The sequence below is a fragment of the Roseomonas aeriglobus genome (assembly GCA_016937575.1).
GTDB lineage: Bacteria > Pseudomonadota > Alphaproteobacteria > Sphingomonadales > Sphingomonadaceae > Sphingomonas > Sphingomonas aerigloba.
Genome location: JAFHKN010000002.1, coordinates 3532670 through 3549569, shown reverse-complemented (window position 1 = coordinate 3549569; position 16900 = coordinate 3532670). Strand labels below are relative to the sequence as shown.

The window sequence follows — 16900 nt, the reverse complement described above, 5'->3', positions numbered from 1 at the left end:
CCGATGCCCCTACCCCTTGTACAGCCCGTCCAGCCGCTGGCCGTAAACCTCTCGCAGGACATGGCGGCGGATCTTCAGGCTGGGGGTCAGCTGCTGATTTTCGATCGCGAAGGGTTCGTCGGCCAAGATGAAGCGACGGATGCGTTCGATCTGCGACAGGTCCTTGTTCACCCGTTCCACCGCTGCACCGATCGCGGCCTTGAAGCCATGATCTTCCTTCAACCTGGCGAAATTGCACCCCGTTCCTGACTTGGCGCAATATTCCTGCGTCCATTCCGGATCAGGGACGATGACCGCGGTCATGTACGGCTTGCGGTCGCCGTAGACCATCGCCTGGACGATCTCGTTCTGCAGCGTCAGCATGCCTTCGATCTTCTGCGGCGCGACGTTGTCGCCCTTGTCGTTGACGATGATGTCCTTCTTGCGATCGGTGATCTTGATCCGACCGTTGTCGTCGATCACGCCGATGTCGCCGGTGTGGAGCCAGCCGTCTTTCAGCACCCGCGCCGTTTCGTCCTCGTTGCGCCAATAGCCGTGCATGACGAGTTCGCCGCGGACCAGGATCTCGCCGTCCTCCGCGATCCGCACCTCGGTATCGGCCAGCGGCGGACCGACGGTGTCGTGCTTGAGGCCGGCGGCGGGGCGATTGCAGCTGATGACCGGTGCGGCCTCGGTCTGGCCATAGCCCTGAAGAAACGTCAGGCCGAGCGATTCGAAGAAGATGCCGACTTCCGGGTTGAGCGGCGCGCCGCCGGAGACCATCGCCTTCATGCGACCGCCGAACTTCTTGCCGATCTTGGGTTTGAACAGCGTCTCCAGCACCAGCTTCATCGGCAGGTCGAGTGGCGAGCCGGGCTTGCCCGCTGCCTTCTTGCCGCCGATCTTGATCGCGCGGTCGAGCAGATAATTGCTGAGCTTGCCCTGTTTCTCGATCGCCTTGCTGATCCGCGTACGCAGCACTTCGAACAGGCGCGGCACGACGACCATCAGCGTCGGGCGAACCTCCTCGATGTTGGAGGCGAGCTTGTCGAGGCCCTCGCTGTAGTAGATTTCCGCGCCCAGCCCGATCGGCAGGAACTGGCCGCCTGTATGTTCATACGCGTGGCTGAGGGGGAGGAAGGACAGGAACACTTCGTCGTCCCAGCCGAAATCTTCCGACACGACGCGCGCGGCACCCGCGATGTTGTGCAGGATCGCGCCGTGGTGCTGCATCACGCCCCGCGGGGCGCCGCCGGTGCCGCTGGTGTAGATGATGCACGCCAGATCGCTACGCTGCATCGTCGCGGCATCGGCGATCGTCTTCGGATCGGTCGCATGTTCCGCAATCAGCGTCCGCCAGTCGTGGAATTCGATCGATCCCGGCTGGCCGAGCTTCAGTTCGTCGAAGCCGATGACGATCCGCGCCTGCGAGCGCAGGACGGCGGGCATCAGCACCTTCGCCAGTTTCTGCGTCGACACGATGACCGCACAGGCGCCCGAATTTTCCAGGATATGCTGATGATCGCGTTCGGTATTGGTGATGTAGGTCGGAACGGTCACGCATCCCGCGGCCATGATGGCGAGGTCGGAGATGCACCATTCGGGGCGGTTTTCGCTGACCAGCATCACGCGGTCGCCGGCGCGCAGGCCGGCCGCCTTCAGCGCGGTGGCCAGCGCCGCGACCTGGCGTGCGGCCTCCGCCCAGCTGGTCGAATGCCACGTGCCGCCGGACTTGCCCCACAGGAACGGGGCGTCACCCTTTTCGGCGGCGCGCGTGAAGAACATCGTCACCAGATTGGGAAAATGTTCGAGGAGGCGGGGGGCGGCGGGCATGGTCTCTCCTGGGCTCGGCTCGGGCCGATATTCTCTCGTCATAATCCGTTGGTGCTGCGTTTGTCGAAGCGCCGGACTTCCTGCCCCGCGCATATCGCTCGCGGGTGGAAGGGCGGTGCTTCGACCAGCTCGGCACGAACGGGTGTGTCACTCCGGCGGCCGGGTCGGGTCCTTGCCGAACCGCCTGATCTGGGTGACATATCCCGTCTCGTCGCCGGCGACGCCCTCGCTGCGCGGGTCCGCCCCGCCGACCCAGCGGCCGCCGACCCATTCGACGGCGTTCGCCTTGAGGCCGAGGCCGCCGACAGTCACGCGTTCGCCCAGCGCCTGGAGTGCGGGCACCATCGCGGCGCGTTCGGTGCCGGATTCCGCGACCCCGCCGGGGCCGGGTGCATAGAGCAGGCCCATGGCGATCGCGTCCTGAGCGGACAGGTCGAAATCGATCACGCCCATGATCGCCTTGGCGATCTGCGCGATGATCGTCGGGCCACCGGCCGCGCCGACCGACAGGCGGACCCGCCCTTGCGCGTCATAGACGATCGTCGGCGCCATCGAGCTGCGCGGACGCTTGCCGCCTTCGACCCGGTTCGCGACCAGATAGCCGTCCTTGACCGGTACGGTGTCGAAGTCGGTCAGTTCGTTGTTCAGCACGATGCCGTTGACGGTCAGGCCGGAGCCATAGACCCCCTCGATCGTCGTCGTGACCGCAACGACGTTGCCCATGCGATCGGCGACCGACAGGCTGGTCGTGCCGGGCGTCTCGGCGGGTTCGGCGCGCACGCGCGGCGGGGCACCCGGGGGCGTGCCGGCGGTGACGCTGGCCATGGTCGTGTTAGGCGAAATCAGCGCCGAGCGGCTGGCGAGATAGGCGGGGTCGAGCATGCCGGCGATGGGCACGCGAACGAAATCGGGGTCGCCGATGTACAGGTTGCGATCGGCATAGGCGAGGCGCGAGCTCTCGGCGAACAAGTGCCAGGCAGTCGCGCTGTCCTTGCCCAGCGCCTTCAGGTCGAAGCGTTCGAGCTGCTTCAGGATCATCAGCACGGTGATGCCGCCCGACGACGGTGGGCCCATGCCGCAGATGCGGTAGCTGCGATACGGCACGCAGACCGGGTCGCGCGGCTTGGCGGCGTAGCTGGCCATGTCGCCGATCGTCATCTGCGACGGGTTGCGCTGTGCCGTGCGGACGGTCGTCACCAGCTTCTGCGCGTCGGGGCCGACGTAGAAGCTGTCGGCGCCCCGGCTGGCGAGGCGTTCGAGGAAGGCGGCCATGTCCGGGTTGCGCACGGTGCTGCCGGCGGGCAGCGCGGTGCCGCCGGGCGAGAAGATCGCGCGCAGCTCGGGCGTGATGTGGGTGCCGTTTCTGGCCAGACCATCGACGAAGCGCGGGGTCAGCTGCCACCCGTCCTTCGCCAGCCGGATCGCCGGCTGAAACAACCGGGCCCAGGGAAGCTTGCCGCCCGAACGATGCGCCAGCGCCATGCCGCGCAGCGCGCCGGGGACACCGACCGACTTGCCGCCGGGCACGGCCTGGCGGTGGTCCATCGGCTGCCCCGCGTCGGTATAGAACAGGCGCGGCCCTGCCGCCATCGGCGCGGTTTCGCGCGCATCGATCGTGTCGAGGGTGCCGCCGACGCGGTGGCGTACCCAGAAGCTGCCGCCGCCCAGGCCCGAGCTCTGCGGTTCAACGACGCCGAGCGCGAGCATCGTCGCGATCGCGGCATCGGTGGCGGTGCCGCCGGCCTTCAGGATCTCGACACCCGCCGCGACCGCGCGCGGATCGGCGGCGCTGACCATGCCTGGGGCTTGGGTCGCGCTAGAGGAGGCTGTGGCGGGGCGATCCGCAACCGGCGCGCAGGACGCGACAAGCGGGAGCAGGGCTAGGACGAATGCTCTCATGGGGCATGACCCTAGCGCGGTGCGGGAGGCGTGCAAGCGCCCATGATCCTCCCCTGCAAGGGGAGGATCGGTCAGGCGCCGATGGCGTCCGCGACATTGGCGAAGCCGTCGCGGGCAAGCAGCTTGTCCAGCCCGGTCGCGATCGACCGTGCGAGGCCCGGGCCTTCATACACCAAGGCCGAATAGACCTGCACCAAACTCGCGCCCGCACGGATGCGGGCATAGGCTTCGTCCGCACGCGCGATGCCGCCGGCCGAGATCAGGGGCAGTCGCGCTCCGGTCGCGGTGCGGAAGTCAGCGAGGCGCTGCCCCGCCAGCGTGGCAAGCGGAGCGCCGGACAGCCCCCCCGCCTCACCCGCATTGCCCGACCGCAGCGCCGGCCGCGAGATCGTCGTGTTGCTGACGATCAGCGCATCGATACGGTGGTCGATCGCCGCGCGGGCAATCTCGTCGATCTGCGCGGGCTCCAGGTCGGGTGCGACCTTCAGGAACAAGGGGGTAAGCGCCGCTGCCTCGCGCGCGGCCGCCAGCAGGTCCGCCAGCGCCTGCCCATGCTGCAGATCGCGCAGGCCTGGCGTATTCGGCGACGAAATGTTGATCGTGACGTAATCGGCGCAGCGACTCGCCAGGGCCACGCCGGTCACATAATCGGCGATGCGATCGGTCGCGTCCTTGTTTGCGCCGACGTTGATGCCCAGCACCCCGGCGCGCTCGCGCGGCAGCCGGTCGAGCGCGGCCTGCAACCCGCCGTTGTTGAAGCCCATGCGGTTGATGACCCCGCGGTCCTCGACCAGCCGGAACAGCCGCGGCTTCGGATTGCCCGCCTGGGGCAGCGGAGTGAGCGTGCCGACCTCCACGCTGCCGAAGCCTAGACCGTGGAAGCCATGGACCGCTTCGCCGTCCTTGTCCGCGCCCGCCGCCAGCCCGACCGGATTGGGGAAATGCACGCCGGCGACGATGTTCGCGAGCCGCGGGCTGGTCACGACCTTGCCGGTCCGCTTCCCCGCCGCGGCCAGGGCGCGGATGGTAAGGCGGTGCGCCTGTTCGGCGTCGAGGGCGAAGAGGAGCGGGTGATACCAGCGCATGGGACGGGCTTAGAACCAATGGCGCGGGGTTTGAAGCATCTCGTTCTTCGGCGACCGCTGGAGCGCTGGCCAGCCCGAGCCCTGCCCGTCGCCGAGGCGTCGGCGTGCACCGTCGAACAGTCCGCCGAGATTCCGCCATCTCGAATATCGGGTACGGTTGCAAATGGCTCGATCGAGCGATAGTCCTGAACCAAATCGAAAGGAGCGGATGCAGCCATGGCTCTCGATGCGGAGACGTTCGACGCGCTCGTCACGCAGGTCCGCCGCTTCGTCGCCGACCGCCTGCGCCCGATCGAGGCGCGGGTCGAGGCAGACGATGCCGTGCCGCCCGAGATTATCGACGAGATGAAGGCGATGGGCCTGTTCGGCCTGTCGATCGCCGAAGACTATGGCGGGCTCGGGCTGACGATGGCCGAGGAAGCGCGCATTGCGATCGAACTCGGCCGGACGACGCCTGCGTTTCGTTCCGCGTTCGGCACCAATGTCGGGATCGGCAGCCAGGGACTGGTGATGGCCGGCACCGACGAACAGAAGGCCGCGTGGCTGCCGCGGATCGCGAGCGGCGAGGTGGTGACCAGCTTCGCCCTCACCGAACCCGACGTCGGATCCGATTCGGGCGCGGTGCAGACGCGCGCGGTGCGAACCAAGGATTCGAACGGCGCCGATGTGTACCGGCTGTCGGGGACGAAGCGCTATATCACCAATGCCGACCGTGCCGACCTGTTTACCGTCATGGCGCGCACCGGGGACGATCCGGGCGGGCGCGGCGTGTCGGCGTTCCTCGTGCCCCGCGATCTGCCCGGCGTGTCGGTCGGCGAGCCCGAGAAGAAGATGGGGCAGAAGGGCGCGAAGGTCGCCGACGTCCATTTCGACGACGTCCCCGTCCCCGCCGCCAACCGGCTGGGTGCCGAGGGCGAAGGCTTCAAGATCGCGATGCGGGTGCTCGACCGCGGGCGGCTGCATATTGCGGCGGTCTGCGTCGGCGTCGCCGAACGCCTGATCGCCGACAGCGTCGCATATGCGTGTGAGCGCAAGCAGTTTGGCAAGGCGATCGGGGAACATCAGCTGGTCCAGGCGATGATTGCTGATTCGAAGACCGAGGCGCTGGCCGCCCGTGCGCTGGTGCTCGACGCTGCGGACAGGAAGGACCGCGGCGCGGACGTCGTGCTGGAAAGCGCGGCGGCCAAATATTTTGCATCCGAGATGGTCGGCCGCGTCGCCGACCGGGCGGTGCAGATCTATGGCGGCGCGGGATACATCGCCGACCACGGCATCGAGCGGCTGTACCGCGACGTTCGCCTGTTCCGCATTTACGAGGGCACCAGCCAGATTCAGCAACTGATCATCGCCCGCGAGACGATGAAGCGCGGCGGGTAATCAAAGCCTTCTCCCCGTTCGGGGAGAGGGTTGGGAGAGGGGCAGTCGACAACCACAAGCGACAGGGCCGGGATCGAGAGACTGCCCCTCTCCCCGGCCCTCTCCCCGAACGGGGAGAGGGAGATAATGATGGACACCAACACCCTCTTCCGCCTCGACGGCCGCGTCGCTCTCGTCACCGGGGGCAGCCGCGGGATCGGCAAGATGATCGCACGCGGCTTCATCGAGTCGGGCGCCAAGGTGTATATTTCCGCGCGCAAGGCCGAGGCGTGTTTCGCGACCGCCGAGGAACTCGGGCCCAACTGCATCGCGCTGCCGCAAGACGTGTCGACCGTCGCCGGGTGCAAGGCGCTGGCCGAGCAGCTGGCGGAGCAGGAAAGCGCGCTCGACATCCTCGTCAACAATGCCGGCGCGGCGTGGGGCGTGCCATTCGAGGAGTTCCCCGAAAGCGGCTGGGACAAGGTCATGGACCTGAACGTCAAATCGCCCTTCTTCCTGACGCAGGCACTCCATGCCGCGCTGAAGGCCGGGGCGGCGCGCACGCGGCCCGCCAAGGTCATCAACATCACCTCGATCGACGGCATGCGTCTGAATGCGTGGGAAACCTATAGCTATCAGGCATCCAAGGCGGCGCTGATCCAGCTGACCAAGCGGATGGCTGCGCGGCTGGTGCGCGACGGGATCAACGTCACCTCGATCGCGCCCGGTGCTTTCGCCAGTGACATGAACAAGGCCGCGCGCGACCACGGCGACGCCGTCGGCAAGAGCATTCCTGCGGGGCGTATCGGCGAGGCCGAGGATATGGCGGGCGCGGCGATCTACCTCGCCAGCCGGGCGGGGGATTATGTGATCGGCGAGACGATCACCGTCGACGGCGGGCTGGTGCACGCCGCGCTGGGGAGCAGCATCGATCATTGAAGCAAAGTACTCCCTGGTAACGGGAGGTGGCGCGCGTCGGCGCGACGGAGGGGTGTCGCCCTCTCGATAGCGGGACACCCCTCCGTCAGGCCTACGGCCTGCCACCTCCCCGTGCAGGGGAGGATGGGTCACCCCGCCGGCGTCACCTCGATCACGTCGAGCGTCGATTCGAGCGCCGGCCGCGGCAGGACGATGCGCCACTTGCCATCCGCGACGCGCTCGACCAGCCCGGCCATGTCGCGCATGCTGTCCGACCCATAGGCAAGCGGCGTCGGCTCGTCGGTGAGTGCCAGCGTGCCGAGAAACACGCCGCGCACTGCGGTGTCGGGATAGAGTGTTCCATTGACCCGCTGCGGTCCTTCCCCCTGCGTCAGCCGCAGGACGTCGCCATCGCGCGCGATCCGGCAAGGCAGTGCGGCTTGGGGAGCGACGGGCGCCCGCGTTTCGTCGCGAACGCCGAGTTTGATGGTGCGGCAGCGATAGTCGCCCGCGGGTGGCATCGGATCGGTGCCGAGCGCGCGGTCGGGTTCGAGCAGCGCGCCTTCTCCCGTCACCGCCGCCAGTCCACCCCGTGCGCGAATCGTGTCGAGCGCGGCCGTCCATGCGTCGCGCCAGGTGCGCAGGCGAGTACGATCGTCGGGCGTCGCGACCTCGCGCCAATTGGCGCCCGACGGCAGGCGGCACTCGGTCGCCGGGGCGGTCGCTCCGGTTTGTGCCGAGGCACCGTCCTGGACGGGCGTGCAGGCCGCCAGCGCCGCGGTCAGGAACGCGAATGCGCTCACGCCGCGGTCCAGCCGCCGTCGACAGACAGATTTGCGCCCGTAATCTGCGACGCGGCATCACTGCACAGGAACAATGCGGTGGCGGCGACCTGTTCGGGGGTCACGAACTGCTTGGTCGGCTGGCCCGCCAGCAGCACGTCGTTGATGACCTGATCGCGCGTCATCCCGCGCGCCTTCATCGTGTCGGGGATCTGGTTCTCGACCAGCGGCGTCCAGACATAGCCCGGCGAAATGCAATTGGCGGTGACGCCGAAGGTCGCCAGCTCCAGCGCGACCGTCTTGGTGAAGCCGGCCAGGCCATGTTTGGCGGTGACATAGGCCGATTTGAACGGTGAGGCGACCAGGCTGTGCGCCGACGCGGTCTGGACGATCCGGCCCCACTTTTTCTCCTTCATATACGGCACCGCAAGGCGCGTCGTGTGGAAGGCGGCGTTGAGGTTGAGCGCGATGATCAGGTCCCATTTGTCGAGCGGAAACGCCTCGACCGGCGCGACATGCTGCATGCCCGCGTTGTTGATGAGGATGTCGACGCCGCCGAAAGTGTCCGCGGCTTGCCGCATCATCGCTTCGATCTGGTCGACCTTGGTCAGGTCGTGACCCGAATAGAGCGCCTTGCCCCCGCTGGTTTGCTCCAGCGCTGCGCGTTCCTTCTCGATCGCGTCCGTATCGCCGAAGCCGTTGATGACGATGTTCGCGCCTTCGCCGGCCAGCGCCTTGGCATAGGCAAGGCCGATGCCCGAGGTGGAGCCGGTGATAAGGGCAGTCTTGCCTTTCAGGAACATGCGCGTGTCCTTCTGTTCAGTCGTAAAGGGCTCAGCCCCGCGTCAGGTCGAACGCCGCGGTGCGTCCGTCGAGGATGTTGCTCGCCACCAGCCGCGACTTGGCCATCGTCTCGGCGACCGCGGCGCGGCCGGCGGTCCAGTGTTCGCGCATCGTCCGGGCGGAAAATTCGAAGTCGCGCGCGCCGCCTTCCCAGGCGTTGGCGCGGTAGATCAGGTGGACCAGGCTGACCGGCGGTTCATCGGCCTCCTGCGCGAGCGCTGCGACTTCCGGATCCTTGCGCAGTTCGGGCGGCAGCTTGGCGATGAGCGTGCGGATGGCCTCGCGCTCCTTGCGCAATTTCAGCCTCTCCGCTGACACCTGACGAGTGCGGCTGGAAAAGCGGATCTCCTTTTCGCGCGCCATCACGTCCATGATCGTTTTCGGCCGGTCCGCGCTCGCGGAGAACAGGTCGACCTGGAAGACGAGCATTTCGGCCGTCTGATGATCGAGCACATGCGTCAGCGGCGTGTTCGACACGATCCCGCCATCCCAATACCAGCGCCCGTCGATCTCGACCGGGGGAAGCCCCGGGGGCAGTGCGCCTGACGCCATGATGTGGCGCGCATCGAGTCGCTCGCTACTGGTGTCGAAATAGCGGAAGTTGCCGCTTTCCACGTCCACCGCGCCGACCGACAGCCGCACCGGCCCGGTATTCAACAGATCCCAGTCGATCAGCGTGTCGAGAGTCTTTGCCAGCGGCGCCGAATCGTAGAAGCTGAGTGCCGCGGGCGTGCCGGGTGCGGCAAAGGTCGGCGGCACGCCGCGTGGGCTGAAGAACCCGGGCACGCCCGTCGCCATCACGCTCCACGCCGACCATTCATGGACGAATTCGCGAACCTGATCCTGCGGGAAGATCGGGAAACTGGGCAGCGCCGAGGTCGTCGTGTCCCAGAATGCCTTCAGTCGCTCGACGCGTCGCTCGGGCGGGTTGCCGGCGACGATCGCGGCGTTGACCGCGCCGATCGAGATGCCCGCGACCCAGTCGATCGCGATGCCGGTGTCCGCCAGCGCCTCGATCACGCCCGCCTGATAGCTGCCGAGCGCGCCGCCGCCCTGCAGCACCAGCGCCACGCAGTCGGGCAGCGGCAGCGCGGCGTCGCGCGTGCGGACGTTGCGGCGGGGATCGGCGTCGGCCATCGGCGCCCTCAATGGCTCCCGGCGCGGATGGTTGCAACCTCCACACGCGTCCAAGCATTATGTGACGGACAAGAAACGAACGCCGAACAACGAACAGGGGGCAGGCGCGATGCGTCTCGACGATCTCGATCCCAGCGACAACGTCCGTGATCTCGGCTCCGGTGGCGGCGGCGGGGGGATTCCGATCCTCGGTCTGTTGTTGCCGTTCCTGTTTCGCGGGCGGATGGGCTGCGGGTCGCTGGTGCTGATCGGCATCGTCGGCGCCTTCCTGCTGTTCTCAGGCGGGCTCGGCTCGCTGACCGGTGGCGGCGGCGGCCAGCGCACCGGCGGATCGACGACGGCGGGCCAGTCGGGTGCGCAGGTCTGCAACACCGAGGATCGTCTGCTGTCGTGTCGCGTGCTCGGGTCGACCGAGCAGGTGTGGGAGCGCATCTTCGCGCAGAACGGTCAGCGCTATCAGGCGCCGACGCTCAGTTTCTATCAGGGCGGCGTGCGATCGGGCTGCGGCCAAGCGTCAGCGACAGCGGGGCCGTTCTACTGCCCGGCGGACAACAACCTCTATCTGGACACCACCTTCTTTAACGAATTGTCGAACCGCTTCGGTGCGAAGGGCGACGCGGCGCAGGCCTATGTCATCGCGCATGAGGTCGGCCACCATATCCAGAACCTGACCGGCGCCGCGCAGCGCGTGTCGCAGATTCAGCGCAGCGGCGATCAGCGCGCGGGCAACGCCGCCTCCGTCCGCCTCGAACTCCAGGCGGACTGCTACGCCGGTGTCTGGGCGCGTTTGAGCGGTCGGCTGGAACCCGGCGACATCGAGGAAGGCCTGACCGCGGCGAACGCGATCGGCGACGACACGCTGCAACGCCAGAGCGGCGGCGCGGTGGTGCCCGACAGCTTCACCCACGGATCGTCCGCCGAACGCGTCCGCTGGCTGAAGCGTGGGCTGGATACGGGCGATCCCGCGCAGTGCGACACGTTCTCGGGGGCGATCTGAAACGTCAGAGCCGTTCTTCGCCAACCCCCAGGATCGCATCCATCACGCGCGCGGTCCGTATCGCCGCATGGCCGGTTGCGGAATAGGCCGGGCCGCCGAGCAATTGCGCAGTCATGCGCTCGACATGGTGAAGCTGGATCGGATCGGGGTTGGCGATCGCGACGCTCGCGGTCGTCTCGGTCGAGCGGAGCGTCACGTCCGCTTCGTCGAAGATCGCGAAGTCGATCTGACCGCGGTCGCCGATGATCGTCACCGCATCGCGAACGCCATCGCTCGCGAAATTCCATATGCCGGTGCCCGTCACGCCGCTGTCGTGTCGCCACGATGCGGCGACCGCATCAGGAACGCGGCCTATCCCCGTCTGGTTGTGCGTGACACCCGATGCACCGGCGATCGGGCCTAGCAAGTCGTCGAACAGGTCGAGCCCGTGGCAGGCAAGGTCGTCGAAATAGCCGCCCGGCGCCGTTTCCGGAGCGACGCGCCAGCCGCCGGCTTCGGGCGGCTTCGCCGCACGGGTGAGCGTCCACTGGACATGGCGAACTGCGCCGATCGCGTCGGCGCTCAGCCAGTGGCGAACCTGGTCGAACCGCGGCAGAGCGCGGCGGTAATACGCGACGAACAGCGGCCGCCGGGCGGCGTCGAAGGCGGCGACCATGCGCTGCGCCGCGATAGAATTCGGTGCGATCGGCTTTTCGACGCAACATGGTTTGCCGGCCGCAGCAACCGCCAGCGCATAATCGGCGTGGCTGTCGGGCGGGGTCGCGACATAGACCGCGTCGATATCGGCTGATTCGATCATCGCGCCGATATCGTCGAAGACTCGCGGCACGCCGTGCCGGCGGGCATAGTCGGCCGCTGCTTCGGGCCGGCGCGCGGCGACCCCGGCCAGCGTCGATCCTGTCGCCAGCCGATAGGCGGGACCACTCTTGCGTTCGGTCACGTCGCCGCAGCCGATCATTCCCCAGCGGATCGGGGGTTGCATGGTCTTCCTTCCCATCGATCGGACGAACTTCACGCCGTTCGCCCCAAGCATATCGAGAGGGGGTGCCTCATCGACAGGGGCTTCGACAAGCGTGACGAGGTCCAGAAGGCAATTGTCCCCGATTGACCTTCGCTCCCGTGCCGGCATATCTTCGCGATCACGGGCCATTCACGCGGACGCCCGTTCAGACGGCGACCGTCCAAGTTCCGCTCCACCGGTCGCGCCTGCGGCCTTTGGGAGCGTGTATGACGATCGAGACTGCCACCGCTGATCCTGGCTCCACGATAACTGCCCCCGTCCGTCCCCCGGCCATCGGCCTGACGGCGCTGTTCCTGAAATTCCTGCGCTTCGGCTGCCTCGCTTTCGGCGGACCCGTTGCGCAGATCGCGATGGTGCGCGAGGCGCTGGTCGAGCGCGAAGGGTGGATCGACAAGGCGCGATTCAACCGACTGCTTGCAGTGCTGCAGGTCTTGCCGGGGCCGGAAGCGCATGAGCTGTGCGTGCATCTGGGCATGGTCGCGCGCGGGCGGCTGGGCGGGCTTCTCGCGGGGCTCGGCTTCATGCTGCCGGGATTCGTGCTGATGCTGTTGGCGGCCTGGAGCTATACCGCGTTCGTCGCCGGCCAGGTCGTGCTGGGGGGCGCGCTGCTGGGCGTGCAGATCGCGGTGCTCGCCATCATCGCGCGCGCGGTCGTGCGGATCGGTGAGCATATCCTGGAAGATCGCTGGCTGTGGGCGATTGCTGCGGCGGCTCTGATCGCGACGCTGGTGGGGGTGCCCTTCGCGATCCTGCTGGTGGCAGGCGGTGCGGTCTACGCGGTCGCCGCGCGGCCGATATGGGTGGCAGGGACCATCGCGGCGACGATTGCGGCAGCGATGCTCTTTGCCCTGGTCCCGCCACAACCGGCCGTGGCCACGGGTCCGGCTGGGGCGGTCACCACCGTGATGCTATTCGTCGCGGGGCTGAAGGGCGGGCTGCTGACCTTCGGCGGTGCCTATACCGCCATACCCTATGTCCGCGCCGATACGGTCGGGCGCGGGTGGCTGAGCGATGCGACCTTCCTGGACGGGATCGCGCTGGCCGGCGTGCTGCCGGCGCCTTTGGTCATCTTCGCGACCTTCGTCGGCTATGTCGCCGGGGGCCTGGGCGGGGCGGTGGCGATCACGCTCGGCATGTTCCTGCCCGCCTTCGCCTTTTCGCTGATCTTCTTCGAACGGCTGGAAGCGATCGTCGAGCGGCCCGCATTCCATCGGCTGCTGGCGGGCGTCGCGGCGGCGGTGGTCGGGATCATCGCGGCGACCTGGGTGCAGATCGGCGCGGCGACCGTAACGCGCGTAAGCCTGCTGCCCATCGCGATCGCGCTGTTCGTCGCGGCGCTGGTCGTGGTGTGGCGGGTGAAGGGCGCTTGGGTCGTGCCGGTGATACTGGGGGTTGCCGGAGTCGTCGGGTGGGTTGTGGGGGTCTGACACTTGCCCCGTGCTTCCGCCTGTGCGGGAGCGGGATGACCTGACAAAAACGGCCCGGGCATCGCTGCCCGGGCCGCCTGCGTGGCCCGTTCGGCTTGGGACGGACGGGAAACGAATGCTCTGGGCTCAGTAGGTGCCCGAGAAGCTTTTGTTCAGGTTCGTCTTGCCGCTGTCGTCGGTGTCACGCGAACCGGCACGGTTGCTGGCCGTGTTGGTATCGCCGAACATCGCGGCCGATTCTTCCTCGTCGCGCCACTGCTTCTTGGCTTCGTCCGACGACTTGGTGATCTTCACCTTGTCGTCGACCGATGCGATCCAGCTCGACGGGATCGAGTGGTGGCGGCCGCCGGCATCGACGTCGTTCTTGGTCAGGATGATGCGGTCGCCGCGCACCTTGTCGACGGTACCGACATGCGTGCCGTCCGAACCGACGACTTCCATATGTTCGGTCACCTTCGACAGCGAATCGCGCTGCGTCTGGCGGTTCGAGCGCCAGCTGCTGAATTCGCTTTCGAACTTCTTGCCGTTTTCGCGACGATATTCGCTGTAGTCACGGTCGAGCGCCTCGATCTGGCCGCGGCGCCAATTGTGATAATCGTCGTCCCGGCCATAGGCGTTGGTGTTGCCCATGCGCTCGTCATAGCGCTGGTCGTACTCGCGACGGCGCTCGGCCTCTTCGTCACCGAACCACGAGCGGACCTCGTCGCCGGCACGCGCCATGAAGCCGCGTTCCTGATAGTCATAGCCCTGCGGCGCACGGCCATAGTCGCGCTGCTGGTTGCGGTTCTGGTTCTGACCCTGCCAGCCGCCGCGGTCGTTGTGCTGGCCCCAGTCGCGGTCGCGGCCATAGCTGTTGCGGCCGTAATCGCCGGTTTCGGTGAAGCGGTGGCCGTCGTGCCCGTAGGAGCCGTGCCAGTCGCTGCTGCCGCCGCCGAAGCGCTGCTGGCCATAGCTGCCGCGATTATATTCGCGGCCCTGGTCACGGTTCTGGTCGCGGTTGCTGCCGTAATAGTCGCGGTTGCCCGAGCCGTAGCTCTCGCGGCCACCCCAATTGTCCGGGCGATAGTCGCGGTTGCCAGAATCGCGGCCGCCATAGCCGGTGCCGCCGCCGCGGAAGTTACGATCGTCGCGACCACCGCTCATTTCGCCGGCGGCACGATATTCGCGCGCGCTCGAATAGGTATAGTCGCGTCCCGAGCCATAATCCCGCCCGTAATCCTGCGAATCGCGGTCGTAGTTGTTCGGGAAATCATAATTGCGGTCGTTCGCCATAGGACAAGCCTCCTGCACGAGAGTTGCGGGCGCACGGCGGATGTCTCTTCCTCTCCGTGCGGACGTTGGCTCTGAAAGGCTTGAGAGGGTCGATTTGTTCCTGATCGAAATCGTATCGAACCGATGAAGCGAGGCGTCGGCGCGCCGATGTGCGCTCGCGCGAAATGCGACGTCCAGACGTTGCATTGCGGCAGGCATGTCGGTAAGGGAGCGGCCCCGGCGACGCTTCAGGCGTGGCCGGTTTCGAGAGTGCGGGGCTGTAGCTCAGATGGGAGAGCGCTGCAATCGCACTGCAGAGGTCAGGGGTTCGATTCCCCTCAGCTCCACCACCCGCTCTCGATCGTGTTCGCTTTGCCTGTCGCTGCCAGCCCATGTGGAAACGGGTTCCTAGCGCCTTGCTCGCGCTATCTGTCCTTCCCATTTAGGTTGCCTCATGCCGTTCGAAAATCTGCCTACCGTCCTCGCCGACGCGCTCGCTGCGCGTGGGTACGAAGCCCTCACCCCCGTCCAGGCGGAGGCCACCGCCGACGAAGCGGTCGGCCGCGACCTGATCGTGTCGGCGCAGACGGGGTCGGGCAAGACCGTCGCCTTCGGCCTCGCCGCCGCGCCCGACCTTCTGGAAGACGGCAAGCTGCCGCCGGCCGGCGCGCCGCTCGCGCTCGTCATCGCGCCGACCCGTGAACTCGCGCTGCAGGTCAGCCGCGAACTCGGCTGGCTGTACGCCGGGGCGGGTGCGCGGATCGCGACCTGCGTCGGCGGCATGGACGCCAGCCGCGAGCGTCGTGCGCTGAACGGTGGCGCGCATATCGTCGTCGGCACGCCGGGGCGCCTGCGCGATCACCTGGAGCGCGGGGCGCTCGACCTTGGCTCTTTGCGCGTGGCGGTGCTCGACGAAGCCGACGAGATGCTCGACATGGGCTTCCGCGACGACCTCGAGGCGATCCTCGACACCACGCCGGAGGGGCGCCGCACGCTCCTGTTCTCGGCGACGATGCCCAAGCCGATCGTCGCGCTCGCCAAGCGCTACCAGCGCGATGCGCTGCGCATCTCGACCGTGGGCGAGAACCGCGGGCATGGCGACATCGCCTATGTCGCGGTGCCGGTCGCGCCGTCGGACATCGAACATGCGGTCATCAACCTGCTGCGCTTCTACGAGGCGGAGACGGCGATGCTGTTCTGCGCGACGCGCGACAATGTCCGCCATTTGCACGCCAGCCTGGTCGAGCGTGGCTTTGCCGCCGTCGCGCTGTCGGGCGAGCATAGCCAGAACGAGCGCAACCACGCGCTGCAGGCATTGCGCGACCGCCGGGCTCGCGTCTGCGTCGCGACCGACGTGGCCGCGCGCGGAATCGATCTGCCGACGCTCTCCCTGGTCGTCCATGTCGAAATGCCGCGCGATGCCGAAACGCTGCAGCATCGCTCGGGCCGGACGGGTCGCGCGGGCAAGAAGGGCACCGCAGTGCTGATCGTCCCATACCCGCGCCGCCGCCGCGTCGACATGATGCTGAAGGGCGCCCGGATCAACGCCGAGTGGCGCGACCCGCCCACCGTCGAAGACATCCGCGCGCAGGACCGCGAACGCCTGCTCGCCGACCTGCTGGCACCGGTCGAGGTGGATGAGGAGGATACCGCGCTGGCCGAACGGCTGATGGCCGAGAAGTCGCCCGCTGAGATCGCCGCGGCGCTCGTCCGCGCGCACCGCGCCGCGCTGCCTGCGCCCGAAGAACTGGTCGATCGCACCGCGCTGTCGCCGATGGAGCAGAAGGGGCATCGTCCGGGCTTCGATGATACGGTGTGGTTCAAGATGGACATCGGCCGCCGCCAGAACGCCGACGCGCGCTGGATCCTGCCGCTGATCTGCCGCCGCGGCCACATCACCAAGGCGGAGGTCGGCGCGATCCGCATCGGCCAGATGGAAACGAGCTTCCAGATCCCGCGCAGCATCGCCGACCGTTTCTTTGACGCGGTGAAGCGCAGTGCGGGCGAGGACGAAGTGACGATCATCCCCTCGGATGGCCCGCCGGCGCAGGGCGGCGGCAGCGCGCGCCAGCGCGGCGGCCCGAACCGCCCGCAGCAGCGTCCGGGCGGTGGGGCGCCGTATCGTGCCAAGCCCGCCGGTCCGCGTGGGCCGCGGCGGGGGTAAGACGAACACTCTCCACCGTCACCCCATCCTCCATCGTCATCTCCATTCTCCACCGTCGTCCCCGCGCAGGCGGGGATAAATAGTCGCTGGTGGCCGTGAGACTCACGGCGTTCAGCCGGAATTTATCCCCGCCTGCGCGGGGATGACGGTGGGTGGAGCGTGGGCGATGACGGGGACGACGAACGATCGTTGGGGCGGTTTCACAGCG

The 16900-nt window shown here is 67.6% G+C and carries 13 protein-coding genes and 1 tRNA gene; 6 read left to right on the top strand and 8 right to left on the bottom strand.

What is annotated here, in order from left to right:
• Window positions 1-9: 9 nt before the first annotated feature.
• The 3 genes from JW805_17385 to JW805_17375 all read right to left on the bottom strand — a co-directional run bounded on the left by JW805_17385 (window position 10) and on the right by JW805_17375 (window position 4796).
• Window positions 10-1812: a long-chain fatty acid--CoA ligase gene (locus JW805_17385; protein ID MBN2973783.1), complete on the bottom strand. Its 1803-nt coding sequence runs from the start codon at window positions 1810-1812 to the stop codon at window positions 10-12.
• A gap of 147 nt (window positions 1813-1959) precedes the next feature.
• Window positions 1960-3609 (bottom strand): gamma-glutamyltransferase, encoded by a 1650-nt coding sequence (ggt, locus tag JW805_17380; GenBank protein ID MBN2973782.1) that lies wholly within the window; start codon window positions 3607-3609, stop codon window positions 1960-1962.
• A gap of 173 nt (window positions 3610-3782) precedes the next feature.
• A complete protein-coding gene (locus JW805_17375) occupies window positions 3783-4796 on the bottom strand; it encodes a quinone-dependent dihydroorotate dehydrogenase (GenBank protein MBN2973781.1) in 1014 nt (337 codons plus the stop codon).
• A gap of 216 nt (window positions 4797-5012) precedes the next feature.
• Here JW805_17375 and JW805_17370 point away from each other — a divergent pair, with 216 nt between their 5' ends.
• Together JW805_17370 and JW805_17365 are read left to right on the top strand one after the other, a co-directional pair.
• Window positions 5013-6173, top strand: coding sequence for an acyl-CoA dehydrogenase family protein (locus tag JW805_17370; GenBank protein ID MBN2973780.1), 1161 nt, complete (start codon window positions 5013-5015; stop codon window positions 6171-6173).
• A 126-nt stretch (window positions 6174-6299) separates the two neighbouring features.
• Window positions 6300-7091 (top strand): SDR family oxidoreductase, encoded by a 792-nt coding sequence (locus JW805_17365; protein MBN2973779.1) that lies wholly within the window; start codon window positions 6300-6302, stop codon window positions 7089-7091.
• Window positions 7092-7219: 128 nt separating this feature from the next.
• Here the strand turns inward: JW805_17365 and JW805_17360 are convergent, their stop codons facing one another.
• The 3 genes from JW805_17360 to JW805_17350 are packed head-to-tail and all read right to left on the bottom strand — an operon-like array spanning window position 7220 to window position 9832.
• Window positions 7220-7873, bottom strand: coding sequence for a DUF4893 domain-containing protein (locus tag JW805_17360; protein ID MBN2973778.1), 654 nt, complete (start codon window positions 7871-7873; stop codon window positions 7220-7222).
• Complete coding sequence (locus JW805_17355) at window positions 7870-8655, bottom strand: 3-hydroxybutyrate dehydrogenase (GenBank protein ID MBN2973777.1); 786 nt, start codon at window positions 8653-8655, stop codon at window positions 7870-7872. The genes JW805_17360 and JW805_17355 overlap by 4 nt, the downstream gene beginning before the upstream one ends.
• A gap of 31 nt (window positions 8656-8686) precedes the next feature.
• Window positions 8687-9832: a patatin-like phospholipase family protein gene (locus JW805_17350; GenBank protein MBN2973776.1), complete on the bottom strand. Its 1146-nt coding sequence runs from the start codon at window positions 9830-9832 to the stop codon at window positions 8687-8689.
• Window positions 9833-9941: 109 nt separating this feature from the next.
• Here JW805_17350 and JW805_17345 point away from each other — a divergent pair, with 109 nt between their 5' ends.
• Window positions 9942-10829 carry a neutral zinc metallopeptidase gene (locus JW805_17345; protein MBN2973775.1) on the top strand — a complete coding sequence of 296 codons (888 nt, stop codon included), beginning with the start codon at window positions 9942-9944 and terminating at the stop codon, window positions 10827-10829.
• A 4-nt stretch (window positions 10830-10833) separates the two neighbouring features.
• Here JW805_17345 and JW805_17340 read toward each other — a convergent pair whose 3' ends face one another.
• Window positions 10834-11811 (bottom strand): Gfo/Idh/MocA family oxidoreductase, encoded by a 978-nt coding sequence (locus JW805_17340; GenBank protein ID MBN2973774.1) that lies wholly within the window; start codon window positions 11809-11811, stop codon window positions 10834-10836.
• 245 nt (window positions 11812-12056) lie between these two features.
• Here JW805_17340 and chrA point away from each other — a divergent pair, with 245 nt between their 5' ends.
• Complete coding sequence (gene chrA, locus JW805_17335; GenBank protein ID MBN2973773.1) at window positions 12057-13277, top strand: chromate efflux transporter; 1221 nt, start codon at window positions 12057-12059, stop codon at window positions 13275-13277.
• Between the two features lie 126 nt (window positions 13278-13403).
• Here chrA and JW805_17330 read toward each other — a convergent pair whose 3' ends face one another.
• Window positions 13404-14549 carry a DUF2171 domain-containing protein gene (locus JW805_17330; GenBank protein MBN2973772.1) on the bottom strand — a complete coding sequence of 382 codons (1146 nt, stop codon included), beginning with the start codon at window positions 14547-14549 and terminating at the stop codon, window positions 13404-13406.
• 253 nt (window positions 14550-14802) lie between these two features.
• Between JW805_17330 and JW805_17325 the strand changes: the two genes are divergently transcribed.
• Both JW805_17325 and JW805_17320 read left to right on the top strand, forming a co-directional pair.
• Window positions 14803-14878, top strand: a tRNA-Ala gene (locus tag JW805_17325).
• Between the two features lie 104 nt (window positions 14879-14982).
• The gene (locus JW805_17320; GenBank protein MBN2973771.1) at window positions 14983-16692 is read left to right on the top strand and encodes a DEAD/DEAH box helicase; all 1710 of its coding nucleotides are present in this window, start codon (window positions 14983-14985) and stop codon (window positions 16690-16692) included.
• Window positions 16693-16900 lie beyond the last annotated feature (208 nt).